The sequence below is a fragment of the Microbacterium sp. ZW T6_19 genome (assembly GCF_044987465.1).
Classification (GTDB): Bacteria; Actinomycetota; Actinomycetes; order Actinomycetales; family Microbacteriaceae; genus Microbacterium; species Microbacterium natoriense_A.
The window spans coordinates 95452-118287 of record NZ_JBJDRH010000009.1; the positions used below are offsets into that span (position 1 = coordinate 95452).

At 68.2% G+C, this 22836-nt stretch carries 29 protein-coding genes; 18 read left to right on the top strand and 11 right to left on the bottom strand.

The features are described 5' to 3' along the window. The first annotated feature begins 63 nt into the window (after positions 1-63). Positions 64-1137, top strand: coding sequence for a redox-regulated ATPase YchF (gene ychF, locus ACI3KT_RS14440; protein WP_404905076.1), 1074 nt, complete (start codon positions 64-66; stop codon positions 1135-1137). 75 nt (positions 1138-1212) lie between these two features. After that, a complete protein-coding gene (locus tag ACI3KT_RS14445) occupies positions 1213-1881 on the top strand; it encodes a hypothetical protein (protein ID WP_404905079.1) in 669 nt (222 codons plus the stop codon). A gap of 52 nt (positions 1882-1933) precedes the next feature. On the opposite strand, the gene ACI3KT_RS14450 is transcribed toward ACI3KT_RS14445, so the two are convergent. Further along, on the bottom strand, positions 1934-2605 hold the full coding sequence (locus ACI3KT_RS14450) for a class I SAM-dependent methyltransferase (RefSeq protein WP_404905082.1): 672 nt from the start codon (positions 2603-2605) through the stop codon (positions 1934-1936). A 94-nt stretch (positions 2606-2699) separates the two neighbouring features. Here ACI3KT_RS14450 and ACI3KT_RS14455 point away from each other — a divergent pair, with 94 nt between their 5' ends. From ACI3KT_RS14455 to ACI3KT_RS14470, 4 genes are all read left to right on the top strand, one after another. Continuing rightward, on the top strand, positions 2700-3524 hold the full coding sequence (locus ACI3KT_RS14455) for a DNA-formamidopyrimidine glycosylase family protein (RefSeq protein WP_404905085.1): 825 nt from the start codon (positions 2700-2702) through the stop codon (positions 3522-3524). Positions 3525-3572: 48 nt separating this feature from the next. Further along, on the top strand, positions 3573-3932 hold the full coding sequence (locus ACI3KT_RS14460; RefSeq protein WP_404905087.1) for an ArsR/SmtB family transcription factor: 360 nt from the start codon (positions 3573-3575) through the stop codon (positions 3930-3932). Further along, the gene (locus tag ACI3KT_RS14465; protein ID WP_404905178.1) at positions 3905-4606 is read left to right on the top strand and encodes a cation transporter; all 702 of its coding nucleotides are present in this window, start codon (positions 3905-3907) and stop codon (positions 4604-4606) included. Before ACI3KT_RS14460 ends, ACI3KT_RS14465 begins: the two co-directional genes overlap by 28 nt. A gap of 126 nt (positions 4607-4732) precedes the next feature. Then, positions 4733-4963, top strand: coding sequence for a hypothetical protein (locus ACI3KT_RS14470; RefSeq protein WP_404905090.1), 231 nt, complete (start codon positions 4733-4735; stop codon positions 4961-4963). A gap of 72 nt (positions 4964-5035) precedes the next feature. Here the strand turns inward: ACI3KT_RS14470 and ACI3KT_RS14475 are convergent, their stop codons facing one another. Continuing rightward, positions 5036-6208: a hypothetical protein gene (locus ACI3KT_RS14475; RefSeq protein ID WP_404905093.1), complete on the bottom strand. Its 1173-nt coding sequence runs from the start codon at positions 6206-6208 to the stop codon at positions 5036-5038. Between the two features lie 75 nt (positions 6209-6283). On the opposite strand from ACI3KT_RS14475, the gene ACI3KT_RS14480 reads away from it, so the two are divergent. Both ACI3KT_RS14480 and ACI3KT_RS14485 read left to right on the top strand, forming a co-directional pair. Then, positions 6284-6850, top strand: coding sequence for an alpha/beta fold hydrolase (locus ACI3KT_RS14480; protein WP_404905095.1), 567 nt, complete (start codon positions 6284-6286; stop codon positions 6848-6850). A 34-nt stretch (positions 6851-6884) separates the two neighbouring features. Further along, on the top strand, positions 6885-7151 hold the full coding sequence (locus tag ACI3KT_RS14485; protein WP_307295612.1) for a DUF4190 domain-containing protein: 267 nt from the start codon (positions 6885-6887) through the stop codon (positions 7149-7151). Between the two features lie 9 nt (positions 7152-7160). Here the strand turns inward: ACI3KT_RS14485 and ACI3KT_RS14490 are convergent, their stop codons facing one another. Next, positions 7161-7505 (bottom strand): LysR family transcriptional regulator, encoded by a 345-nt coding sequence (locus ACI3KT_RS14490; RefSeq protein ID WP_292907125.1) that lies wholly within the window; start codon positions 7503-7505, stop codon positions 7161-7163. A gap of 117 nt (positions 7506-7622) precedes the next feature. Between ACI3KT_RS14490 and ACI3KT_RS14495 the strand changes: the two genes are divergently transcribed. From ACI3KT_RS14495 to ACI3KT_RS14510, 4 genes are all read left to right on the top strand, one after another. Then, the gene (locus tag ACI3KT_RS14495) at positions 7623-7793 is read left to right on the top strand and encodes a hypothetical protein (RefSeq protein ID WP_404905098.1); all 171 of its coding nucleotides are present in this window, start codon (positions 7623-7625) and stop codon (positions 7791-7793) included. Positions 7794-7845: 52 nt separating this feature from the next. Further along, entirely contained in the window at positions 7846-9510 is a 1665-nt protein-coding gene (locus ACI3KT_RS14500; protein ID WP_404905100.1) for an ABC-F family ATP-binding cassette domain-containing protein, read from the top strand. Between the two features lie 104 nt (positions 9511-9614). Then, positions 9615-11210 carry a cation:proton antiporter gene (locus tag ACI3KT_RS14505; RefSeq protein WP_404905103.1) on the top strand — a complete coding sequence of 532 codons (1596 nt, stop codon included), beginning with the start codon at positions 9615-9617 and terminating at the stop codon, positions 11208-11210. Next, a complete protein-coding gene (locus ACI3KT_RS14510) occupies positions 11207-11848 on the top strand; it encodes a DUF1345 domain-containing protein (protein WP_404905106.1) in 642 nt (213 codons plus the stop codon). Before ACI3KT_RS14505 ends, ACI3KT_RS14510 begins: the two co-directional genes overlap by 4 nt. A 7-nt stretch (positions 11849-11855) precedes the next feature. Here the strand turns inward: ACI3KT_RS14510 and ACI3KT_RS14515 are convergent, their stop codons facing one another. Beyond that, a complete protein-coding gene (locus tag ACI3KT_RS14515) occupies positions 11856-12302 on the bottom strand; it encodes a DUF2231 domain-containing protein (RefSeq protein WP_404905109.1) in 447 nt (148 codons plus the stop codon). 91 nt (positions 12303-12393) lie between these two features. Here ACI3KT_RS14515 and ACI3KT_RS14520 point away from each other — a divergent pair, with 91 nt between their 5' ends. The 3 genes from ACI3KT_RS14520 to ACI3KT_RS14530 all read left to right on the top strand — a co-directional run bounded on the left by ACI3KT_RS14520 (position 12394) and on the right by ACI3KT_RS14530 (position 14164). After that, positions 12394-12900, top strand: a complete 507-nt coding sequence (locus ACI3KT_RS14520; protein ID WP_292907135.1) for a sigma-70 family RNA polymerase sigma factor — start codon at positions 12394-12396, stop codon at positions 12898-12900. Next, positions 12897-13586, top strand: coding sequence for an anti-sigma factor family protein (locus ACI3KT_RS14525; RefSeq protein WP_404905112.1), 690 nt, complete (start codon positions 12897-12899; stop codon positions 13584-13586). Before ACI3KT_RS14520 ends, ACI3KT_RS14525 begins: the two co-directional genes overlap by 4 nt. Positions 13587-13651: 65 nt before the next feature. Continuing rightward, complete coding sequence (locus ACI3KT_RS14530) at positions 13652-14164, top strand: hypothetical protein (protein WP_404905115.1); 513 nt, start codon at positions 13652-13654, stop codon at positions 14162-14164. A gap of 62 nt (positions 14165-14226) precedes the next feature. Here the strand turns inward: ACI3KT_RS14530 and ACI3KT_RS14535 are convergent, their stop codons facing one another. Then, on the bottom strand, positions 14227-14523 hold the full coding sequence (locus ACI3KT_RS14535) for a Fe-S cluster assembly protein HesB (RefSeq protein WP_292907141.1): 297 nt from the start codon (positions 14521-14523) through the stop codon (positions 14227-14229). Between the two features lie 164 nt (positions 14524-14687). On the opposite strand from ACI3KT_RS14535, the gene ACI3KT_RS14540 reads away from it, so the two are divergent. Further along, positions 14688-15233, top strand: coding sequence for a Dps family protein (locus tag ACI3KT_RS14540; protein WP_307295623.1), 546 nt, complete (start codon positions 14688-14690; stop codon positions 15231-15233). Here ACI3KT_RS14540 and ACI3KT_RS14545 read toward each other — a convergent pair whose 3' ends face one another. The 3 genes from ACI3KT_RS14545 to ACI3KT_RS14555 are packed head-to-tail and all read right to left on the bottom strand — an operon-like array spanning position 15234 to position 16987. Next, entirely contained in the window at positions 15234-15740 is a 507-nt protein-coding gene (locus tag ACI3KT_RS14545) for a DUF6328 family protein (RefSeq protein ID WP_404905118.1), read from the bottom strand. A gap of 33 nt (positions 15741-15773) precedes the next feature. Further along, positions 15774-16358, bottom strand: a complete 585-nt coding sequence (locus tag ACI3KT_RS14550; RefSeq protein ID WP_292907146.1) for a 1-acyl-sn-glycerol-3-phosphate acyltransferase — start codon at positions 16356-16358, stop codon at positions 15774-15776. A gap of 41 nt (positions 16359-16399) precedes the next feature. Next, entirely contained in the window at positions 16400-16987 is a 588-nt protein-coding gene (locus ACI3KT_RS14555; RefSeq protein WP_292907148.1) for a carboxymuconolactone decarboxylase family protein, read from the bottom strand. 132 nt (positions 16988-17119) lie between these two features. Here ACI3KT_RS14555 and ACI3KT_RS14560 point away from each other — a divergent pair, with 132 nt between their 5' ends. Continuing rightward, a complete protein-coding gene (locus ACI3KT_RS14560) occupies positions 17120-17272 on the top strand; it encodes a hypothetical protein (protein WP_404905121.1) in 153 nt (50 codons plus the stop codon). Positions 17273-17290: 18 nt separating this feature from the next. Here ACI3KT_RS14560 and ACI3KT_RS14565 read toward each other — a convergent pair whose 3' ends face one another. Continuing rightward, positions 17291-18769 (bottom strand): MDR family MFS transporter, encoded by a 1479-nt coding sequence (locus ACI3KT_RS14565; RefSeq protein WP_404905124.1) that lies wholly within the window; start codon positions 18767-18769, stop codon positions 17291-17293. A gap of 155 nt (positions 18770-18924) precedes the next feature. Here ACI3KT_RS14565 and ACI3KT_RS14570 point away from each other — a divergent pair, with 155 nt between their 5' ends. Beyond that, positions 18925-20970 carry an ABC transporter ATP-binding protein gene (locus ACI3KT_RS14570; RefSeq protein WP_373426282.1) on the top strand — a complete coding sequence of 682 codons (2046 nt, stop codon included), beginning with the start codon at positions 18925-18927 and terminating at the stop codon, positions 20968-20970. 4 nt (positions 20971-20974) lie between these two features. Here ACI3KT_RS14570 and ACI3KT_RS14575 read toward each other — a convergent pair whose 3' ends face one another. After that, positions 20975-21748 carry an SDR family NAD(P)-dependent oxidoreductase gene (locus ACI3KT_RS14575; protein ID WP_404905126.1) on the bottom strand — a complete coding sequence of 258 codons (774 nt, stop codon included), beginning with the start codon at positions 21746-21748 and terminating at the stop codon, positions 20975-20977. 108 nt (positions 21749-21856) lie between these two features. After that, a complete protein-coding gene (locus tag ACI3KT_RS14580) occupies positions 21857-22804 on the bottom strand; it encodes a glycosyltransferase family 2 protein (RefSeq protein WP_404905128.1) in 948 nt (315 codons plus the stop codon). Between the last annotated feature and the right edge of the window lie 32 nt (positions 22805-22836).

Below are 22836 nucleotides of genomic sequence, written 5' to 3' on the forward strand. Positions count from 1 at the left end.
CGTGCGGTTGACCTATCGCGGGCAGGCGGGGCGACGGCATCCGCGCCGGTAGACTCGACTCCCGTGGCTCTTACTATCGGGATCGTCGGCCTGCCGAATGTCGGCAAGTCCACCCTCTTCAACGCTCTGACCAAGAACGACGTGCTCGCGGCGAACTACCCGTTCGCGACGATCGAGCCGAACGTCGGCGTGGTCAACCTGCCCGACCCGCGGTTGGACACACTCGCGGAGATCTTCGGCAGCGAGCGCATCCTGCCCGCGGCGGTGTCGTTCGTCGACATCGCCGGCATCGTGCGCGGGGCGAGTGAGGGCGAGGGCCTCGGCAACAAGTTCCTCGCGAACATCCGAGAAGCGGATGCCATCGCTCAGGTGGTCCGCGGATTCGCCGATGACGATGTCGTGCACGTCGACGGAACGGTGAACCCGGCATCCGACATGGAGACCATCAACGCCGAGCTCATGCTCGCCGACCTCGAGACCGTGGACAGGGCGATCTCCCGCTACGAGAAGGAGGTGCGGGGCAAGAAGATCGATCCCGTGGTCCTCGAGACCGCCGTGGCCGCGAAGGACGCGCTCGAGCGCGGCGTCCTGCTGTCGGTCTCGGGGCTCGATCTCGCGCCGATCCGCGAGCTGGGTCTGCTCACCTCCAAGCCGGTCATCTTCGTCTTCAACGTCGACGAGGCTGTGCTGACGGATGCTGCGCGCAAGGAGGAGCTCGCCGCTCTCGTCGCGCCCGCAAAGGCCATCTTCCTCGACGCGAAGATCGAATCCGAGCTCATCGATCTCGACCCCGAAGACGCCGCCGAACTGCTCGCGTCGACCGGGCAGGACGAGTCGGGTCTCGACCAGCTCGCCCGCATCGGCTTCGACACCCTCGGGCTGCAGACCTATCTGACCGCCGGCCCGAAGGAAGCCCGTGCCTGGACGATCGGCAAGGGCTGGAAGGCGCCGCAGGCCGCGGGAGTCATCCACACCGACTTCGAGAAGGGCTTCATCAAGGCCGAGGTCATCTCGTTCGACGACCTCGTCGAGACCGGTTCCGTCGCCGAAGCCCGCGCGAAGGGCAAGGCCCGCCTCGAAGGCAAGGACTACGTCATGCAGGACGGCGACGTGGTGGAGTTCCGCTTCAACAACTGATGCGGGTGACGGCGCGACTCTGACGGCCGCCGAGTCCGCTTCGGCTCGAGTGGCCACGACCTCTAGACTTCCGAGGTGCAGAACGCTCCCACGAGTGCCCGCGGCACCGGGCGCATGATCCTCATCACCGTGACCGCGGTCGTCGTGTTCGTGCCTGCCATGCTCGCGGCCTGGATCGGACTCATCTTCCTCGCGGAGCGCATGGACATGGATCTGACCGCGAACGAGGTGTTCGCCTGGCTCATCGCAGCGATCGTCGCGCTCGTGCTCTGGCCGATCACTTTGCGCGCGACGCGTCGGCAGTTCTGGGCACAACGCCAGCGCAAACTCGGAGATCCGGACCCGGCGAAGAATGTTCCCGGGCCGCCTGTGCCGAAGGTGCGCATCGCCACTGGCGACCTGCTGGGTCGTGTCACCGTCGTGATCCTCGGCGCCCTCGCGCTGCTGCTCATCAGCGGATCACAGGAGATCACCACGCTTCTCACCCTCGGTATCGGTGCGGCGAGCAGCGGTCCGCGCTCCGCGTGGTTGCTTCTTCAGCTGGCGGTCTTCCTGCTGCTCTTCGCCCTGTTCCTGCCGGTGCTGTGGCTGACCGACAGGACGCTGAAGAGAGTTCCGCCGGCGGATCCACGTCGCCGGGCTCTCGAGATCAGGCAGGACTGGTACCTCGCCGCCGTGACCGCCTGGGTGGCGTGTCTGGTGCTCGGATACCTCTTCGCCTATCTCGTGCTCACCAGGCTCTGAGCACTCGACAGGCTCGCGGAGCGAGCGTCTCAGGGGCAGTCGGCGACCGAGGTCAGGGCTTGGTCCACTCGATGGTGTGCCTGAACCCCAGATGACGGCGCATCTTCGCGCCGGGCAGCTCTTCGTCGACGACGACTCGAATCTGGGTGAAGGTCAGCTTCGGGTCCTTCACAGGGAACGGCGCCGCTGCCGACGGCTGCGTTGCGACCCACGGGTGCCTCATGAAGCCGATGATCGGATTCGTGAGCATCGACGCGGCATCCCACAACCGATCGACCGTCGACTCCGGTCGAGCGAGCCCGACGCAGAGGAACCGGCCACCAGAGTTCAGCAGCCGTCGCACCTGCTGAAGCGCGCCGGCGAGGTCGAGATGGTGCAGAACCGCGACCATCGTCACGAGGTCAGCACCGCTCGCGACCTCTTCGAGCCTCTCTGCACCGACCGTCACGTTCGTCAGACCTGCGCAACGTGCCATGCTGGCGCGACGCATGCTCTCGTCGATGTCGGTGCCGTGAACGTGCGTGAAATGCTCGGACAGCACGGAAAGGAGTTGTCCGCGACCGCAGCCCACGTCGAGGGCTTCGACTCGTCGACTCGGCAGCCGGGTGATGATCCACTCGTGGAAGGCATCGTTGTGGCTCCAGGGATGCCTGTCGTTCAGCCGGCGCAGGGCGTCGGACGCTCGCCTCCCGAGCCTTCCCTGTGCTGCGCGCCGGATATCCACGACTGCAGTCTCGCATCTTCGGCCAAGGAGGTTCCTGCTCAGCGGATCTTGCAGGCTCCTTCTCGATGTCCTGAGCCGGTGGAAAGATGGGCGCATGCCAGAGTCTCCGGAGGTGCAGGCGCTCGTCGAGTTCCTCGATGAGCGGGTCGAGGGCCGCGTGATCGACGAACTGGAGGTCGCGGAGTTCCGCATCGTCAAGACGCGCGATCGCCCTCCCGTCTCGGTCGTCGGCGCCCGCGTCGTCGGCGTGCGGCGGTTCGGCAAGCACATCGGATTCGAGACGACGGCGGGGTGGCTGATGATCGGATTCGGCCGCAACGGCTGGATCCGATGGCAGGAGGCTGGTGGGCCCCCGAATGACCAGCCAGTGCCGGAGGTCGCGCGCATCGTGCTCGACGACGGTGCGGTCATGCGGATCGTCGAGACAGGCGACTTCCTCGCCGTCACCGCATCGGTCGTAGACCTGCCGACGGACGTCGCAGGCATCGCCGCACTCGGGCCGGATCCGCTCTCGCCGGACTTCTCGCGCGACGACTTCGAGCGTGCGCTCGGAATGCGCCGCAAGCAGATCAAAGCGCTGCTGCAAGAGCAGACGTCTCTCGCAGGTATCGGGAACGCCTACTCGGACGAGATCTTGCACAGGGCCAAGCTGCTGCCTGCCGCACATGCCGCAGTCCTCGATGGCGACGAGCGGGAGCGGCTGTTCCACGCCACCGTCGACATCATGCGAGGTGCCGTCGCCGATCGCCGAGGACTGCCGCCAGACCGCCTCAAGCAGGCGAAGGTCGAGGCCATGGCGATACACGGCCGAGGGGGCTCTCCGTGCCCGGTGTGCGGAACGACGATCGTCGACCTCGTGTTCGGGGGAGCGTCGGCGCAGATGTGTCCGCACTGCCAGGGGGAGCAGCCCCGCGAGTGATCGCACTGCGCTTGTTCGATTGGTCAGCGCCTGCTGTATAGTCAGCGTGTGCTGACTATAGCGACCCGCCTCGACGTCATGAACAGGCTCGGCCGGGCGATGGCCGACCCCACGCGCTCCCGGATCCTGATGACACTGCTCGAGGGACCGAGCCACCCGGCCGTGCTCGCCCGTGAGCTCGAACTGACGCGCACGAACGTGTCGAACCATCTCGCCTGTCTGCGCGACTGCGGGATCGTCGTGGCCGAGCCGGAAGGGCGGCAGACCCGGTACGAGATCGCCGATCCGCATCTCGCCGCGGCGCTCACGGCGCTCGTCGATGTGACGCTGGCGGTCGACGAGAACGCAGCGTGCATCGACCCAGCCTGCGCGGTTCCCGGATGCTGCGACGGGGGAGATGCCCAGTGACCGCCGCGGTCATCACTCCGGCGAGGCGAGACGTCCTCAGGCGGCGCATCCGGATCGTCGTCGCGATCACGATCGCGTGGAACGTCGTCGAGGCGATCGTCGCGGTGCTCGCGGGCACCGCTGCCTCGTCGGCCGCCCTGATCGGCTTCGGACTCGACTCCGTGGTCGAGGTGCTCTCCGCGGCGGCGGTGGCGTGGCAGTTCTCGGCCCGCGAGCCCGAGACACGGGAGAAGACGGCACTGCGGGCAATCGCCGTCTCGTTCTTCGCGCTCGCGGCTTACGTCGCCGTCGACGCCGTGCTGTCGCTCGCGGGGCTGCGCGAACCAGAGCACTCTCCCGTCGGCATCGCCCTCGCCGCGCTGAGCCTCGTCGTCATGCCGTTCCTGAGCTGGTTCGAACGCCGGACCGGACGCGAACTCGGCTCCGCATCGGCGGTCGCCGACTCGAAGCAGACACTGATCTGCACCTATTTGAGCGCGGCGCTGCTCGTCGGACTGCTGCTGAACAGCCTGTTCGGGTGGGCGTGGGCCGATTCGATCGCGGCCCTCGTGATCGCCGTCTTCGCGGTGCGCGAGGGCATCGAAGCCTGGAAGGGCGACGAGTGTACGGCCCCTGTCGCGGTGCTCACGGGGGAGCAGAATGCCGATCACTGCGAAGACGGATGCTGTGGCTGACGTCGAATTCCGAGAATCAGATGGGTCTACCCGGCACCCTGATGAGCGTGTCCTCCGAAGTGCCGACAGACGCGGAGGATCTCGGAGCCTAGGCTGAAGATCCGGTCGAGACCTGATGAGGGGGCAATGATGCCGACTTCCGCGGTGAGAGGAACCCGAGTTCCGCACCGACTGCCACTCGGATGGGAGGTGGCGATCGACGTCGCGGCGGCGCTGGGGTTGTGGGCGCTCACCTTCTTCAATCAGTTCCCCGTCGCTGTCGTGTACGCCGTCCCTGTCGCATTCCTGTTGATCGCAATTCCGCAGGCGGTACGGCGTCGCAAGGTGGCAGCGACGAGCACTGGTTCGACAAGGTAGCCGCCGCGAACCAGCTGCGAAGCTGTGTGTGCCGCGGAAGACGACGGCGGGAGGGCACTGCCGACGAGGTACTCAGCCTCGGCGACGCTGCTCGGCCATCCAGGTGTGATTGACGATGGCGGCGGCGGCGGCGTCTTTGTAGCCGCCGGCATCCGGCCCGCGGTACAGGTCGCGTTCCCGGAAGGGCGACTGCTCGCGGTGGGGGCCGTCGTCGTTGATACGCCTCGCGAGCTCTGAAATGTAGTCGTGCCCGTCGATGCGATACGCGGCGCGCTCGGCCTCGTCGAGGCGGATGAGCGCCGAGGCGTCGACCATCGAGTTGACCACGTAGCGGGCCTGGAGGTAGAACTCGCCGTTCTGCTCGACGAGGAACCATGCGCCCGGGCGGTGATCGAGGTAGCGCATCGCGTCGCGTTCGGCAGCGACCCGGGCCTGGTCGCCCCAGAGGTCGACAGGAGGGATCGCTTCGAGCGGATGCTGCCTCGCATCGTTCAGGACATGGTGTTGGAATGTCGCGGGGGAGTCGTAATAGAGGGCGAAGCAGATGATCCGTCGGCATGACGTGCAGGTCAGCTGGCTCTCCACGCGCTGCATGAGCCCCGAGGCGTGCAGCGGTTCGAGGTCCGCGAGTCTCACCCAGTGGAGATCTTCCGTGAGATCTCCGGCGTCCAGAGCCGCCTGCAGAGCGAGGGTCGAGGCGGCGACGTCGACCTCGTCGTCATCCGCGGCTCGGATCAGGAGATCCGCGCACACGGCGCAGTCGTCGTCATCCGGTGCGCACGACAGACCGGGCCGCTCCACCACGACCGCGATGCTCAACAGATTGCCCGGCTCGTTCCAGCCTCTCCGATCTCGGAAATCGGCGCGCACGAAGCCGCCGTCGACTGGGAAGACAGGAGTGCCGAAACCTGCCCACTCGCGGGCGGTCCCGATCGCGCTCTTCAGGTCGTCGAGTGTCGCATCGTTGTTCGCGCTCGGGATCCACTCCGCGAGATCGACACCCTGTTGGGCGGGCGGCTCCGGCGTGAGGTGGAGGAGCACGGCGACGACGGCGTCGTCGTGCAGGATGATCTCGCCGCCCGAGGCGAACAGCATCCGTCTGGACCGGTAAGCCGGAGCACCGATCAGTCGTTCTCTGACCTTGACGGGCTCGCCCCCGAGGGCTCGGATGAGGGCCTGCACCTCGGGATCCTGTTCCGCGAGTGCGAGCGCATCGAGGATGAGGGATAGTCCGCGTCGTGCCACGCGACCATTATCGGGGCAGGCGGGCAAGCTACGCTGGAACTCGACCCGTGAACGCCGAGCGAGGAGCCGCCCCCGATGACCGACACCCAGATCTTCGAGCCCGAAGGCCGCGCGATCCCCTTCGTGGATGAGGGAGACGGACCGGTCAAGCTCGTTCTGATCCAGGAGCACGGTCTCGCAGCCGACGTCCTCGGCGTCGTCGGCCACTACCTCGCTGAGGAAGCGGGCTTCCATGTGCTGCGCATCGGCCACCGGGGTGGCGCGGCCGGTGTCTCCTTCGACGACCGTGTCGCCGACGCGCTTGCGGTCATCGACCATGTCGGCATCGAAGACACCTGGTTCGGAGGACACGGCTTCGGCGGCACCGTCGCCCGTGCTCTCGTGTCTGCGCACCCCGATCGGGCCAACGGCCTCCTGATGCTGGGCGTCGAAGACGTCGACATCCCCGTCGCCCCGGCGATCCCCGTCCTCATCGTGCAGGGCGACGACGACACCGTCACTCCCGCAGCCAACGCCGAGCGCCTTCGTTCGACCGTGCCCGATCGCGCGAGCATCAAGCCCATCCCCGGCGATCACCTCTTCCCGATGCACCACCCGATCGAGACGGCGGTCGCCATCGAGGAGTACCTCGACTGGGACTGACACGGCTGCGGTGCGGGTGCCCTACTCTGATCCCGTGACCCAGATCGCTCAATCCGGCAGGACCAACACCCTCGCCCTCGTCGCGTTCATCGCGGCTTTCATGATTCCGCCGGCGGGATTCATCCTGTCGTTCTTCGCCCGCCGCCAGCTCGATGAGCCGGGCAACGTTGAATCCGGTCGCGGACTCGTTCGATGGGCCATGGCGATCGGCATCCTCGGCACGCTGGCTCAGCTCGCGTTCTTCATCGTCTGGATCACTCTCTTCGCAAGCGCGTTCACGCAGTTCCCCGCTGCTCGCTAGATCGAGAACCTAACGCCCCTGGCGCTTCTTGTAAGGCTTCGGCTGACCCTTGACGACGGGCGCACGGCCCTTTCCCTTCGACGCCTTCGCCTTGCCACCGGCCGGCACGACGGGCTTCGCAGCGGGTTCGGGTGCGGCGGCGATCCTTTCCCTGGCCTCATCGAGCAGGAGGGTCCCTGCCGGGGTCAGCCGGGTCTCGCCACCGCGTGTCACGAGCGGATGGCCGACCTCGGCTTCGAGCTTCTCCAACGAGGAGTACAACGCGGCCAGGGGGATGCCCAGCGCTTCTGCGGCGCGCGGGAAGTGCTGCTCTTCGGCGATGGCGACGAATCGCCGGAGGTGGGTGATCTTCACGGGATCCGCTCCTTTCCCGCGTGGAACGCGGCCAGTCCTCCAGAGTACGCGGCTGCGCTCCGCGGCATCCCCGATATCGGCGTACGCTGGGCGTGTTGCCTACGGAAGGGACTCGACGTGTCTGATCAGCAGGGGCGTTCGCATCCGGATCACGTGCCGGACCCGGGTGAACCGTCGGTTCCCGAGCTCGAAGACGACGAGACCATCGCCCCGCGCCCGGAGGAGGAGATCGCCGATGTTCTCCGCGCGAGCCCGGATCTCGCGGATCACAGTCGGCACGACGACTGAGCCCCGCGCTGTGAGGTGAATCGAGAGCCGCCTGCGCTGACAGGATGGAGTCATGACGGCAACACTCGTGGCTCAGGGCCTCGCCGGCGGCTACGGCCATCGCACCCTCTTCGATTCCCTCGATCTGACGGTCGCGCCCGGCGATGTCGTCGGAGTCGTCGGCGCGAACGGAGCGGGCAAGTCCACGCTGCTGAGGCTGCTCGCCGGCGTCGACTCGCCCCAGGCGGGCAGCATCGCCCTGGCTCCCGCCGACGCTTTCGTCGGCTGGCTGCCGCAGGAGCACGAGCGAGTCGTCGGAGAGACGGTCTCGGAATACATCGCCCGGCGCACCGGCTGCGGCCCGGCGACTCGGGAGATGGATGCTGCGGCCGCAGCGCTCGGCGACCCCTCCCTTGCCGCACCCGGCGTCGATCCGGCCGACGCGTACTCGTCCGCGCTGGACCGCTGGCTCGCCAGCGGCGCCGCCGACCTCGATGAGCGCATCCCTGCCGTTCTCGCCGACCTCGGTCTCGAGCTCGCCGACTCCGACGTGAAGGAGGCGCTCATGACCTCCCTGTCCGGCGGCCAGGCGGCACGCGTGGGACTGGCGGCCCTGCTCCTGTCGCGCTTCGACATCGTGCTTCTGGACGAACCCACCAACGACCTCGACCTCGACGGGCTCGAGCGACTTGAAGCCTTCGTGCGCGGCTTGCGCGGCGGCGTCGTGCTCGTCAGCCACGATCGCGAGTTCCTCGCCCGCTCCGTGACCCGGGTGCTCGAACTCGATCTCGTCCAGGGCGCGAACCGAGTCTTCGGGGGTGGCTACGACTCCTACCTCGAGGAACGCGAGACCGCGCGGCGCCATCAGCGCGAGAAGTACGACGAGTACGCCGAGAAGAAGGCCGACCTCGTCGGACGCGCGAGGACTCAACGGGAATGGTCGAGCCAGGGCGTGCGCAATGCGATGAAGAAGGCACCGGACAACGACAAGATCAGGCGCAAGGCGTCGACCGAATCCAGTGAGAAGCAGGCGCAGAAGGTGCGTCAGATGGAAAGCCGCATCGCGCGGCTGGAGGAGGTTGAGGAGCCGCGCAAGGAGTGGCGGCTCGAGTTCACGATCGCCTCAGCGCCGCGCTCGAGCTCGGTCGTGTCCACGCTCAGCTCGGCCGTCTTCCGTCAGGGCTCTTTCACGCTCGGCCCGGTGTCTCTGCAGGTGAACGCGGGAGAGCGCATCAGCATCACCGGCCCGAACGGCGCCGGCAAATCGACACTGCTGCGCGCCCTGCTCGGTCACCAGCCTGCAGACGAAGGCACGGCGAGCCTCGGCGCAAGCGTGCAGATCGGCGAGATCGACCAGGCGCGCTCGCTGCTCGTGGGGCAGCAGCCGCTCGCCACCGCGTTCGAAGCCCTCGTACCCGAGATGGCGACAGACGAAGTGCGCACGCTGCTGGCGAAGTTCGGTCTCAGGGCCGATCACGTGGGTCGGCCGGTCGATGATCTGTCGCCGGGCGAACGCACGCGCGCCGGCCTCGCCCTGCTGCAGGCCCGCGGAACCAACCTGCTGGTGCTCGACGAACCGACGAACCACCTCGATCTGGCCGCGATCGAGCAGCTCGAGCAGGCGCTCGAATCGTATGACGGTACCCTTCTGCTCGTGACCCACGACCGGCGGATGCTCGCCACCGTGCGCACCGACCGGCGATGGCGGGTCGAGGCGGGACACGTCGAAGAGCTCTGAGCCTCGCGGCAACCCGCGGCGGCACCCGGTCCGGAGGCACCGGGCCATAGAGGTGCGGCACTCGCGATCGGTAGAGTCTGCATCAGGGATGAGACGAGGGTGCCGTGGACGTCATCGCGCTGACTCTGATCGTCGCCGCCGCGTTCGGCACGATCGCTCATCTGCTGCGCGTCCCGGCCCTCGTGGGCTTCCTCGCCGCGGGCTTCGTGCTCGGGGCCATGCACATCGAGCCCTTCGTCGGTCTCGAGCGCATCGCGGACATCGGCGTCACCCTGCTGCTGTTCACGATCGGGTTGAAGTTCGACGTACGCTCGCTCCTTCGCCCGGAGTCCTATGGAACCACGGCGATCCACATGCTGCTCAGCGTGCTCGTCGGCGCCGGCGCGGTCGCCCTGGCCGGCGTCATCGGGCTCACCGCGGTCGACGGCTGGCGGACTCTGGCTCTGGTGGGTCTCGCACTGTCGTTCTCGTCGACGGTGCTCTGCGTCAAGGTGCTCGAGGACCGCTCCGACGACGGCTCTCTGTACGGACAGACGGCGATCGCGATACTCGTGCTGCAGGACGTGATCGCCGTCGTCTTCATCACGGTCAACGCCGACGAGCCGCCGAGTCTGTGGGCGTTCGCCCTGCTGCTGCTGTTCCCGTTGGCGTGGCTGCTGCGCCGGCTGCTCGACGTGATCGGTCACGGCGAGCTGCTGGTGCTCTTCGGCGTGGTGATGGCGCTCGGGCCCGGCTATCTCGCGTTCGAGGCGGTCGGCATCACGGGAGACGTCGGCGCTCTCGTGATGGGCCTGCTGTTCGCCACGCACCGCCGGGCCATCGAGATGTCGAAGGCGCTGTTCAGCGTGAAGGAACTTTTCCTTGTGGGCTTCTTCCTCCTGATCGGAATGGGCGCCGCTCCCACGTGGACGGATGCCGCACTCGCCCTGCTGCTGTGCATCGTGCTGCTGCCGCTCACGTTCATCGGCTTCGTCTGGCTCGGCCGGCTGTTCGGGCTGCGCAACCGCACGGCGATCCGGACGGGACTGGTGCTGAGCAACTTCTCGGAGTTCTCGATCATCGTCGCGGCGTTCGGGGTCGGCGCCGGACTCCTGACAGAACGATGGCTCACGGTCGTGGCGATCGCCGTCGCCCTCAGCATGGTCGCGTCATCCATTGCGAACGCGCATGGCCTGCGGCTCATCACCGCCCTCACCTGGCTCCCCGCCCAGCAGGTCTCGAAGCTGCGTCCCGCCGACAGGCCGATCGACACGAGCGGTTCGGATGTCGTCGTTCTGGGCATGGGGCGCGTGGGCCGCGCGGCGTACGAGCGTCTGGTCGACGAGGGCGGTCTGCGTGCCCTGGGCATCGACAACGACCACGCCGTGATCACCCGGCTGGAGGGAGACGGGCTCAACGTGCTCGAGGGCGACGCGACCGATCTCGAGTTCTGGAGTCGACTGGTTTCCGGCGGATTCGTGAAGACCGTGGTGCTGGCGATGGCTTTCCACGGGTCCAACGCCTTCGCCCTCGAACGGTTGAACGAGGCCGGCTTCGATGGCCGGGTGGTGGCCGTGGCCCAGCATCCCGACCAGGTCGAGCACCTCGCGGCCCGCGGCGTCGACGGCGTCCTCAACATCTATGCCGGCGCGGGATACACCCTGGCGGGCCTCGCGATGGGCGAGGACGACGGTGCGGCCCCCGGTAGCATCCAAGGATGACCCTTCGCTCCGCCCGAACCGCCGTGTGGATGCGCACGCTGCTCTCGATCGCAGGGGGCATCGTCGTCGGCGCGTTCGTCGTCCCGTTGCTGGGGGGCGTCGCCGGCATCCTCTCCGGTTGGGCCGCCTTCGCGCTCGTCAACGTGCTGTGGGTGCTGCTGCTGATCTGGCCGATGGATGCGGCCGCCACCAGGGCGCACGCGACCCTGGAAGCTCCGGGTCGGCGGGTCGCCCGGCTGATCTCCACGCTCGGGAGCGTGGTCAGTCTCGCGGCCGTGCTCGTGGTGAGCATCCAGGCGCAGCAGATGCAGGGTGTGGACCGGTACGCGCTCGCCGGAGTCGCCGTGGTGAGCGTCGCTGCGTCGTGGGCGCTGATCCAGGTGGAGTACGTGCTGCGGTACGCCCGCATGTACCACGCGGAGCCCGACGGCGGCATCGACTTCAATCAGAAGGAAGCCCCGGAGTACACCGATTTCGTGTACTTCTCGATCAACCTGGGCATGACCTACCAGGTGTCGGACACGAACGTCGAGGCCAACGCCATTCGGCGCATGGTCATCGCGCACACGGTGCTCAGCTACCTCTTCGGCACCGTCATCCTCGCCTCGATCATCAACCTCGTGGTCGGCCTCGGCTGAGACGCGGTCAGCCGCCCCAGACGGCTCGCGCTCCCGCCTCGCCGACGAGCACGACCATGATCGTGCTGCCAGCACCACTGACTACGGCCAGCACCGCGATGACGATGCGCGCCGCGCGGCGCGGCGCTCCGAAGCGGAACCAGCTCCACTGGATGGCCGCGACGAGGAACATCGCGGCCGTCCACGGCCACAGCATCCGCCCGAGTTCCGCGTGCCGTACCACGGCCGGCACGGGGCCGACCTGCTGGGCGAGCGCTTCACCCGCGAGCATCGTGACGGGGACGAGCGCCAGCACGAGGAGCGCGGCGATCGGCGTTGCCATCCCGAGTCGTCGACGGACGGAGGGGAGCAGCGCACCGAGCGCGAGAGCCAGCGCGGTGAGGGGCACGAGCACGACCACCGCGTGCACGATCAGCGGATGCAGCGGGAGCCCGGCGATCTCGAAGAGGTCCATACTCGTGACACGGGAAGCGGCCCTTCGGAGTTCACCTGAACCTTCCGCGGGTCGATCTCGTGTCTCCTGCAGGACGACGAGGAGGTGGCGGATGCCGAGTGACGACGCGGCCCGACTGGGCGCGCTCTACGACGCGCACGCGGCGCCGATCTGGCGCTACGTCGTGCATCTCACGGGGGATCGCGCCGGGGCGGATGACGTCGTGCAGGAGACGCTGCTGCGGGCCTGGCGCACTCCTCGCATCCTGGCCGACGACCCGGAGAGCACCCGGTCGTGGATGTACACGGTCGCGCGGCACCTCGTCGTGGACGAGGCCCGCAGCGCGCACCGCCGTCGCGAGATCGCGATGGATGAGCCGCCGGAATCGGCGGTCAGGGACGCGACGGATTCGATCTTCGACGCGATCCTGATCGAGGAGGCGCTCGCAGCCCTCTCGATCGCTCATCGGGAGGTCGTCGTCCGCGCGTACTACGGCGGTCTCACCGTCGCGGAGATCGCGGAAGAGCTCACGGTCCCCGAGGGAACCGTGAAGTCGAGACTGCACTACGGACTCCGGGCGCTGCGCCTCGGACTCCAGGAAAGGGGAGTGACGCGATGAACGCCGATCACGAGCGATTCGCCCAGTGGGATGCCGCGTATCTCCTCGGCTCACTGAGCGCCACCGACCGCCTCGACTACGAAGCCCATCTGGCTCGGTGCCCCGAGTGCCGCGCCGCCGTGGCGGAGGTCGCGCCCACGCTCGGCCTGCTGTCGCGCGTCTCTCCCGAGCGCGCCTCATCGCTGCTGCACGATGCCGAGCCGGAGTCTCCGGCTGTCGAGCACCGCGCGCGCGTGCTCTCGCTCGCGGCGGCACGGCAGCGCCGCCGTCGGATCTGGATCGTCGGAGTGGCCGCGGCCGCGATCATCGCGGTCACGTCGATAGGAATCCCGTTCGCATCGGGACTCCTGCAGCCACCGTCGAAGACGGTCGCCCTGGAGCAGGTGATCGACGCCCCGCTGTCGGCCAGCGTCACCCTCGCCGACGTGGCGTGGGGCACCCGCATCGACATGACCTGCGCATACGGCTCGTCAGGAGACGCGCCGGAGGACGGGTGGGCGTACGCGATGGTCGTCGTCTCCGACGACGGCACCGAGAGCGTGCTGTCGACATGGCGTGCTCGGCCCGGGTCGACGGCGAAGCTCAGCGCCGGCACGGAGCTGCCGGCATCCGGCATCGCCGCCGTCGAGATCCGCTCGGTGCGGACCGGCGAGGTGCTGATGCGCACCGGCGTCGACGCGCTCTGAACTCTCGGCCGTCTTCTCTCGTGTACCCGATGACCGCACTCGCGGTCCTGCACAGGAGGTTCGACATGCTCTCGAGATTCAGGAAGTCCGCGGCGCTCGCCGCACTGGTCATGGCGTTGACCGTCACCGCGTGCTCCTCGCCTTCAGGCGATTCCGGCGGCGGCGGCGGCGCGTACAGCCAGCCCTCCGAGCAGGCCAGCACGCCGTCGAGCGACGGAGATGCGGCACAGCTCAAGGTCGCCGACTCGTCGCTGGGCCAGATAGTGGTCGACGGCGACGGCATGACTCTCTACATGTTCGACAAGGACACCCAGAGCTCGGGTGAGAGTTCGTGCACGGGGGAGTGCCTGACGAACTGGCCGCCGTTCACGACCGACAGCACCGCGACGCCGGAACTCGATGGCATCACGGGCGAGATCGGAACGATCACCACGGCGGACGGGTCGACGCAGATCACGCTCAACGGATGGCCCCTGTACTACTTCGCCGGGGACACGGCAGCGGGCGACGTCAACGGTCAGGGCGTCGGCGAGATCTGGTGGGTGCTCACACCCGCGGGCGAGCGGATGGCCGGGTAGCGGCAGGAACGAGCGGATGCCGCGGCCGGATCGGCCGCGGCATCCGGATCTCGAACCGTCGCTCAGACGGTCTGGGGCAGCACGGTGAACGAGACGGAACCCGCCTCGTCGACTCCGGCATCGAGGATCTTGTCGTCGAGGGCGGCCGACGCCGGCGCGTCGACGAACACCCGAGTGCTCGAGAGCTCGACGACCTGGTCCTCCGGCTCGGGGTGTTCGGCGACGCCCGCAGCGAGACGGGCGTCGTTCTCGGGCCCGGCAGGGGTCGAGTGGATCCGGAGACCCGCATCGGCCGCGTCGGTCTGGCGGCTGACCAGTGTCGTCACGATCGCGGTGGCGTTGTCGGTGAGGGTGAGCATGCGCTCTCCTTCCGGTTAGGGCATACCGAGGTCACGGCATGTCCGGGCCATGCTTCCGTGCGAGCGGTGGAGTGCTCAACCCCCTTGCGCCGGGCGCTCATCCGTGTCAACCCCCTGGGGCCGAACGCTCGGCGGCGCCTAGCCTTCCCTGCAGGAGGACACACATGCCTGAGAACACGAAGACCGCGAAGAGCTCCGCCCGAAAGACCCGGTCGGTGAAGAAGACGCCGCAGCAGAACGCCGAGTCGGGCTTCACCGCATCTGCGAAGCTGGGCGCCTCCCTGCAGGCCGTGCTCGTCGACCTGCTCGAGCTCGCCGTGCAGGGAAAGCAGGCGCACTGGAACGTCGTGGGCAGGAACTTCCGCGACACTCACCGCCAGCTCGACGAGATCATCGACGACGCGCGAGCGTTCAGCGACACGGTGGCCGAGCGGATGCGGGCCCTGCACCTGGTGCCCGACGGCAGAAGCAGCACCATCTCCTCGACGACAGCTCTCCCGCAGTTCCCCGCGGGAGAAGTGTCGACCGAGGAGACCATCGACCTCGTCACCGAACGTCTCGAGGTCGCTGTGAAGACCATGCGCGACGTCCACGACGCCGTCGACGAGGAGGATCCGACCTCGGCCGATGTCCTGCACGCGGTCATCGAGCGACTCGAGCAGTTCGCCTGGATGGTGAGCGCGGAGAACCGTACTCCGGCCGGTCGCTGATCAGCCGGGGTACTCGCTTCGCGAACGCCTCTTGACCGCGAACGGCAGCCACACCCAGAGCGCGAGCACAGTGAGCAGGGAGAGGACCAGTGTGACCACTCCCGTCGTCCGATCGACGGTGAAGTCCACGATCAGAGTGGTGACTCCCGCAGTGAGCAGACCGATCACGAACAGATCGATCCTGACGATGCGCGCGGCCAGCCGGACGAGCTCGGGCTTGCGCCGTCGCCCGAACAGCGCCCGGTGCATGCCGACGGGGGCCAGCGAGAGGATGGTCGCCACGGCGGCCAGGGCGACGAGAACGATGTAGAGGTCGTGCTGCAGCGTGTCGAGATCGGTGAAGCGCTGCTGGAATGCGACCGCGAGCAGGAAGCCGGTGAGAATCTGCGTGCCCGTCTGCATGACCCGCAGCTCTTGCATCAGTTCGTCCCAGTTGCGGTCGGCGCGCTCGTTCGGCGTCTCATCGCGCCCGTCAGCGCGGTCGTCGACGACAGGATCGGTGCTCATCCTCCCAGTCTCGCGGGCAGAGGCGAGGGGCGTCTAGAGCGCTGTCGCGGGCGGTGTCTCTTCGCGAAGCCTCGGTTCGGTGCGTCGCTCCGGTCGGACGCCGGCCTTGTCGGCGTAGAACTCCCTGATGCGATCCATGTCGCGGCTGACGTCGCCCGTGAGATCGAACGTGGGTCCGAGGCCGCACGTCATCGTGGTCCGGTCGACGAACCCGAGGGTCACCGGCATCCCTGTCTCTCTCGCGATGCGATAGAAGCCGCTCTTCCAGTAGTCGTTCCCGCCGCGGGTGCCGTCGGGCGTGACGACCAGGCCGAACACCGAGCCGCCGTTGACCTGATCGACCACATCGCTCACGACGCGCGCAGGATCGTCGCGGTCCACCGGGATGCCGCCCAGACGCCGCATGATCGGTCCGCGCCACCCGCGGAACAGGCTCTTCTTGCCCAGCCAGTGCACGTCGATGTCGAGGCGCCACGCGATGGCGAGCATCAGCACGAAATCCCAGTTCGACGTGTGGGGCGCACCGATCAGCACCGTGGGCCGTGTCGGGGCCGCCTCCGTGCGGAGGGTCCATCGGCTGAACGTCCAGAAAGTCCGGGCGAGGAAGCGTGTGAGCATCCGTCAACCGTACGGGAGAAGAGCCGGAGATCAGCTGTCGGTCAAGCGGTCCGCCGCGAGCCCGCGGCTGTTCGAAGCGCGTCGGAGACGGCAGGGTCGAGCCCGGGCACGTCGTCGAGGGGCACGGCGAGGGCGAGCAGCGCCCGGCTGAAGTAGTTGCGCGCCGCGGCGGCCAGTGTGATGTCGACGATCTGTCGATCGGAGTATCCGGCGTCTCGAAGCGATCGGGTGTCGGCGTCGGTCATCGAGGCGGGGTCGGCCGACAGGCGTTGCGAGTACCTGATGATTGCCTGCTCGGGGTCGCTGAACGCGCTGTCGTCGCCGTGCGCGAAGCTCGACATGCCGGCCTCGTCCACCACCCCCGCGCGCAGCGACTTGCGGCCGTGCGCGAGCAGGCAGTGACCCGAACCGATCTGGCGTGCCGCACCCAGGGTCGCGGCTTCGTACGCGCGCACGCCGATCGACGGGACGATCGCGCGGATCAATGCCATGAACGCCGCATGGGCTTCTGGATTGACCGCCATCGCCTGGGTATGAGCGAAGACGAATCCGTCTTCGCTCAGGTCGTCCGCGTACATCTCGGCGACGTGGCCGGTCGCATCGGCGACCGCCGGAGGCGTGATGATCATGGCAGCTCCTTCGCGTGCACACCAGGGCGACGCGAGAGCGGCCCCAGGCTCCTCCCGCCAGCGTACGCCGCACAGCACGCTGCCGTAAGGGCGTTCGGCGCCACCTGGTTCTGGCAGGCGTACCATCGAGGGATGACTGATTCAGCGCGGGACACCGCGGCAGAGGCGCCGGAAGGCCTGCAGCCGCTGCTCGGAACCCTGGACCTGCTCAGCGACGCCGCTGCAGGCTACTGCAGCGGCGGCGTCTGCCACTTCCCGGCACCCTCCGTGGAGAAGGCCGAGTAGCGGCAGACGCCGATCCGGTCAGTGGCCTGAGGGGAAGTCCCCACCGGCATCGTCTGCAGGCTTGCTGACGAACGGGCTCAGGGCCACGGCCGCGAGAGAGATGATCGCGGCGATCAGAAACGCCATGCGCGCGCCCGGAGCCCCGGCGACCGCGGAGGTCAGCCCCTCGGCCTCCCCGGAGTGCAGGATCGCCGAGTAGGTGACAGTCAGTACCGCGACACCCGCGGCTCCCGCGACCTGCTGCAGGGTGTTGAGCACGGCCGAGCCGTGCGAGTACAGCGACCGCTGCAGTGAGCCGAGCGAGGCCGAGAACAGCGGCGTGAACGACATGGCGAGGCCGACCGACATCGCCGACTGCACGATGATCAGCACCCACCACACGGTGTGCTCGCCGACGGTCGAGTAGTAGAACAGCGCCGCCGACACCAGGAGCGTCCCGGGGATGAGCAGCGTCCGCGTGCCGCGGGTGTCGTAGACCCGTCCCATGACGGGCCCGAGCAGACCCATCAGCACCGAACCGGGCAGGAGGATCAACCCGGACTCGAGCGAACCCAGACCGGCGACGTTCTGCAGATACTGCGGCAGCAGGGTCAGCGTGCCGAACATCGACAGAGCCAGGATCGACATGATCACGACGCCGAAGGTGAAGTTGCGGGAGCGGAACACGCGCAGGTCGAGCAGCGCGTCGTCGATGCGCTGCAGCACCAGCTGACGCCAGACGAACAGTCCGAGGGCGATCGCGCCGACCACGAGCGACACGATGCCGGTCGTCTCGCCGGAACCGCCCTCGCCGCCGAACTGGCTGAGCCCGAAGACCACGCCGCCGAAGCCGAGCGCCGCGAGCGGGATGGACAGCACGTCGAGCGGCACCTTGCGGGTGTCGCCGAGGTTGGTCATCCATTTCGCGCCCATCGCGAGCGAGACGATCGCGATCGGCAGGATGATCGCGAACAGCACGCGCCAGTTGAAGACCTCGAGCACGGCGCCGGCCAGTGTCGGGCCGATCGCGGGTGCGAGTGAGATCACCATGCCGACGCGGCCCATCATCCGACCGCGTGACTGCGGGGGCACGACGTTCATGATCGTCGTCATGAGCAGCGGCATCATGATGCCGGTGCCGCTGGCCTGGATCACGCGGCCGATGAGCAGCACGGAGAATCCGGGGGCGAGCAGGGAGACCAGGGTGCCGGCCGAGAACGCGATCATCGCGGCGATGAACACCTGACGTGTCGTGAACCGCTGAAGGATGAATCCTGTGGTGGGGATGACGACGGCCATCGTGAGCATGAACGCGCTCGTCAGCCACTGGCCGAGCTCGGGCGGGATGCCGAGATCGGTGTTCAGGTGCGGGATCGCGATGCCCATCGTCGTCTCGTTGAGGATCGCGACGAAGGCGGCGACGAGGAGCAGCCAGATCACCCGCATGTCCCTCGCCGAGATGGCTCCGGGTGCGGTGGCAGGGGGCGTGGAGATGGAGCCGGTGTCGACGGCAGACATGGGGCCTCCTGAAGGCGTAGCGAAGAGGGGGAACGTGCGAGTGCACCAGAGTCATTCAGCGTAACGGGATCCTCAGACATTTCATTCCGAACTCCCAGGAATCCGCTCCGGGCAGAACCGCTCCTCGTGTCGATGCCGCTGAGTACGCTGACAGGATGAGCATGGGCGGCGGACGAGGCGGTTTCCACGGGGTGGATGCGCAGGCGCAACGCCGTATCAACGCGGCCGCCCCGCGCATCGACAGGTTGGGCGCGCGCGTGATCTCGCTGTTCCGCCCGTACCTGTGGCGCATCGGGTTCACCGCCGCGCTCGTGATCGTCGGAGCGGCGATCGCGGTGATCCCGCCGCTGATCGTGCAGCGCATCTTCGACGACGCGCTGTTCCCGGTCGCCGGTGGCGGTCCGCAGCTCGACCTGCTGCTTCGTCTCGTGCTCGCGACCATCGGGCTGTTCCTGCTCTCGGCCGCCCTCGGCGTCACGCAGACGTGGCTGACCTCGACCGTGGGAAACAGCGTGACCGGCGACCTGAGAGTGCGCCTGTTCGAGCATCTGCAGGCGATGGAGCTCGGGTTCTTCACGCGCACGAAGACCGGCGTGATCCAGTCGCGTCTGCAGAACGACGTGGGCGGAGTCTCGGGGGTGCTGACGAACACCGTCACCAGCATCCTCGGCAACACGGTGACGGTCGTCGCGTCCCTCGTGGCGATGATCCTCATCGACTGGCGCCTGACCCTGATCGCCGTCGTGCTCATGCCGTTCCTCATCCTCGTGCAGCGTCGGGTCGGTCAGCTGCGTGCCCGCATCGCGGGGGAGACGCAGGAATCGCTCTCCGAACTCACCTCGATCACGCAGGAGACGCTGAGCGTCTCCGGCATCCTGCTGTCGAAGTCGTTTAACCGGCAGCGCACCGAGGCTGCCCGCTACCAGGCCGAGAACCGCAACCAGGTCAAGCTGCAGGTGCGGCGGGCGATGAGCGGGCAGGGCTTCTTCGCCGTCGTGCAGGTGCTGATGTCGTCCGTCCCCGCGATCATCTACCTCGTCTCGGGCTATCTGATCGCGGGAGGAACAGGCGCGATCACGGCGGGCACCGTCGTCGCCTTCACGACCGTGCAGGCGCGTCTGCTGATGCCGCTGATGGGGCTGATGAGGGTGTCGCTGGACCTGCAGACCTCGCAGGCGCTGTTCGCGCGCATCTTCGAGTACCTCGATCTCGTCCCCGAGATCACCGACGCACCGGACGCCGTGCCTGTCGACGAGGCGCCCGGTCCGCGCGGACGCATCGAGTTCCGCGACGTGGTGTTCCGCTATCCGGACGCCGCGCCCGATACGCGCCCGACTCTGCAGGGGGTCTCGTTCGTCGCCGAACCGGGACGGCACGTGGCCTTCGTCGGGCCCTCCGGCGCGGGCAAGACGACGATCCTGTATCTCGCCCCGAGGCTGTACGAGGCGCACGGCGGTTCGGTGATGTTCGCGGGCGCCGATGTGCGCACGCTGACCCAGGAGTCGATCATCGACCAGATCGGGATCGTGTCGCAGGAGACCTATCTTTTCCACGCCACGATCCGCGAGAACCTGCTGTACGCGAAGCCCGGCGCGACCGACGACGAGATGATCGCCGCGTGCACGGCGGCCAACATCCACCACATCATCGCGGGCTTCGAGCAGGGCTACGACACCGTCGTCGGTGAACGCGGCTACCGGCTCTCAGGCGGAGAGAAGCAGCGCATCGCGATCGCACGGGTGCTGCTGAAGGATCCGCCAGTGCTGCTGCTCGACGAAGCCACGTCGGCGCTGGACACCGTGTCGGAGCGCGTGGTGCAGGAGGCGCTCGACGAGGCCGCGAAGGGACGCACCACCCTGACGATCGCGCACCGGCTCTCGACGGTCATGGGCGCCGACATGATCCACGTGCTCGACGCGGGAGCCATCGTGGAGTCGGGGACGCACGCGGAGCTGCTCGCGCATGGCGGGCTGTACGCCGAGCTCGCCGAGCAGCAGGTGGCGGCTTCGAGGGTCCTTGCGACCGAAGCGGTGCTCGAAGAGGAGGTCACGGGCGGGGCCGAGGCGCCGCTCGCCGAACGCCGCGCCGATCGGGCGCCCGCGGACTCGGCGGGAGCCGACGCCGTGGCCGCGCTCACGGCGCCGGTCCCGCTGCTCGACGCGCCACGCGTCGACGACCGGGTCTATCCGACCGAAGACTGAAAGCTCAATGCGCTGACAGGCCGCCGTCGACGAACAGCGAGTGCCCCGTGACGTAGGCGGAGCCCGCGCTGGCGAGGAACACGGACGCCCCCGCGAAGTCGCCGGGCACGCCGTTGCGGCCGATCATCGTCCGCGAGGCGAGAGCTGCGATCTGCACCGGATCCTCCTGCAGCCGCGCGTTCAGGGGAGTCAGCACGAAGCCCGGAACCAGGGTGTTGCTCGTGACGCCGGTGCCGCCCCAGGCCTCGGCCTCTGAGCGCATGAGGGATTCGACCGCGCCTTTGGAGACGCCGTAGATGCCGCTGCCGACGAAGGCGCGGTGCGCCTGCTGCGAGCTGATGTGGATGAGGCGGCCGTAGCCGCGCTCGGCCATGCCGACCGCGTAGCGCTGTCCGAGCAGGAACGGCGCGAGCGAGTTCACCGTCATCGTGGCATCCCAGTCGTCCTCCGTGATGTCGGCGAATGCGGGGCGGATGTTGATGCCCGCCGAGTTCACGAGGATGTCGGGTTCGCCGAACGGCTCGGTCGCGGCCTCGGCCACCGCGCGGATGCCGTCGCGCGTGCTCAGATCGCCGACCACGCCCGCGGCGCGGCAGCCGGCATCCGTCAGCTCGCGCACCGTCTGATCAACGCGCTCGGACCCGCGGGCGACGATGACGGTGGCGGCGCCGGCTCGGGCGAGCGCGGTGGCGATGCCGTGCCCGATGCCTGAGCTGCCGCCGGTCACGATCGCGGTGCGACCGTCCAGGCCGAAGAGGGAGTGCAGATAGTCGTTCATGGAAGTCCTGATTCTGGAGGACGCGGACGGACGCCGTTCACAGCGGCGCGCCGAATGCAGACAGGCCGCCTCGCGCGAGCGTCATCCGGGTTCTCCGATGGGCCGCGGTCACCAGGCGAGCGCCGCGACGAGAGAGGGATCGGGGTGGGCGTCGGCGAACTCGGGCAGTGACCGCAGCTCGGCGATGAACGCCGTGACCTCCGCGGCGTATGCGGGGTCGGGATGGGTGCCGGCGATCTCCTGGAGCGGTGGCACGTCCATGGTGAGGATGAGTTCGAGCCTAGCGGTCACCGCACGGTACGCCCCCGCATCCTGCAGCACGGCGATGCCGCCGCGCAGAGCGGCGAGATAGTCCCGAAGAACAGGGAGTCGCGCTCTGCTCTGCGTGATCGATGTGCCATCGGCGCGCAACCGCCACTGCACGAGCGCGTCGGGGATGACGTCGAACGCGCGAGCACCCGTGTACATGCGCTGCGCGACGATCTGATCCTCGTAGGCGACGCCTTCGGGAAACCGCAGATCCGCCCAGAACTCGGTGCGGCTCATCTTCGACCAGGCGACGATGTTCGCGGACGCGCGGGGATGCTCGAAGATCGTCGTGCCGAGACGTGCCGGGTCGGTGGCCGCAGCGACCCAGGGCTGCACGCGACCGGGCAGGTAGCGCTGTCCGTCGAAGCGCGAGCGCACGTATGCTGCGGCCACGAAGTCGCTGCCGGTTTCGACGAGCGTGGTGGTGAACCTCTCGAGAGCCGTGGGGGCGAGCTCGTCATCGCCGTCGAGGAAGCCGAGGAACTCGGTGTCGACCAGGGCGAGTCCGGCATTGCGGGCGCCGCCGAGGCCGATCGACTCCTCGTGCCGGACGGCGCGGAATCGCGGGTCGGATGCCGCGGCATCCGCGAAGACGGCGGCCGTCGCGTCCGTCGAGCCGTCATCGATGAGGATCGCCTGCCATCGGGACTCCGACTGCGCACGCAGCGATTCGAGGGCGGCCGGGGCGAATGCGGCGATGTCGCGACCGGGGACGATCACGGTCACGATCGGAGCGGATGCAGTCACCAGCCGAGTCTATGGCGGCCTACCCGCTCCGG

Bases quoted from the DNA above. Each gene is read 5' to 3' on its own strand.
- ACI3KT_RS14455 (WP_404905085.1), top strand. From the start codon at position 2,700: ATGCCAGAGTCTCCGGAGGTGCAGGCGCTCGTCGAGTTCCTCGATGAG.
- ACI3KT_RS14465 (WP_404905178.1), top strand. From the start codon at position 3,905: ATGCTGCGACGGGGGAGATGCCCAGTGACCGCCGCGGTCATCACTCCG.
- ACI3KT_RS14470 (WP_404905090.1), top strand. From the start codon at position 4,733: ATGATGCCGACTTCCGCGGTGAGAGGAACCCGAGTTCCGCACCGACTG.
- ACI3KT_RS14480 (WP_404905095.1), top strand. From the start codon at position 6,284: ATGACCGACACCCAGATCTTCGAGCCCGAAGGCCGCGCGATCCCCTTC.
- ACI3KT_RS14500 (WP_404905100.1), top strand. From the start codon at position 7,846: ATGACGGCAACACTCGTGGCTCAGGGCCTCGCCGGCGGCTACGGCCAT.
- ACI3KT_RS14510 (WP_404905106.1), top strand. From the start codon at position 11,207: ATGACCCTTCGCTCCGCCCGAACCGCCGTGTGGATGCGCACGCTGCTC.
- ACI3KT_RS14515 (WP_404905109.1), bottom strand. From the start codon at position 12,302: ATGGACCTCTTCGAGATCGCCGGGCTCCCGCTGCATCCGCTGATCGTG.
- ACI3KT_RS14520 (WP_292907135.1), top strand. From the start codon at position 12,394: ATGCCGAGTGACGACGCGGCCCGACTGGGCGCGCTCTACGACGCGCAC.
- ACI3KT_RS14525 (WP_404905112.1), top strand. From the start codon at position 12,897: ATGAACGCCGATCACGAGCGATTCGCCCAGTGGGATGCCGCGTATCTC.
- ACI3KT_RS14530 (WP_404905115.1), top strand. From the start codon at position 13,652: ATGCTCTCGAGATTCAGGAAGTCCGCGGCGCTCGCCGCACTGGTCATG.
- ACI3KT_RS14535 (WP_292907141.1), bottom strand. From the start codon at position 14,523: ATGCTCACCCTCACCGACAACGCCACCGCGATCGTGACGACACTGGTC.
- ACI3KT_RS14540 (WP_307295623.1), top strand. From the start codon at position 14,688: ATGCCTGAGAACACGAAGACCGCGAAGAGCTCCGCCCGAAAGACCCGG.
- ACI3KT_RS14545 (WP_404905118.1), bottom strand. From the start codon at position 15,740: ATGAGCACCGATCCTGTCGTCGACGACCGCGCTGACGGGCGCGATGAG.
- ACI3KT_RS14550 (WP_292907146.1), bottom strand. From the start codon at position 16,358: ATGCTCACACGCTTCCTCGCCCGGACTTTCTGGACGTTCAGCCGATGG.
- ACI3KT_RS14555 (WP_292907148.1), bottom strand. From the start codon at position 16,987: ATGATCATCACGCCTCCGGCGGTCGCCGATGCGACCGGCCACGTCGCC.
- ACI3KT_RS14560 (WP_404905121.1), top strand. From the start codon at position 17,120: ATGACTGATTCAGCGCGGGACACCGCGGCAGAGGCGCCGGAAGGCCTG.
- ACI3KT_RS14565 (WP_404905124.1), bottom strand. From the start codon at position 18,769: ATGTCTGCCGTCGACACCGGCTCCATCTCCACGCCCCCTGCCACCGCA.
- ACI3KT_RS14570 (WP_373426282.1), top strand. From the start codon at position 18,925: ATGAGCATGGGCGGCGGACGAGGCGGTTTCCACGGGGTGGATGCGCAG.
- ACI3KT_RS14575 (WP_404905126.1), bottom strand. From the start codon at position 21,748: ATGAACGACTATCTGCACTCCCTCTTCGGCCTGGACGGTCGCACCGCG.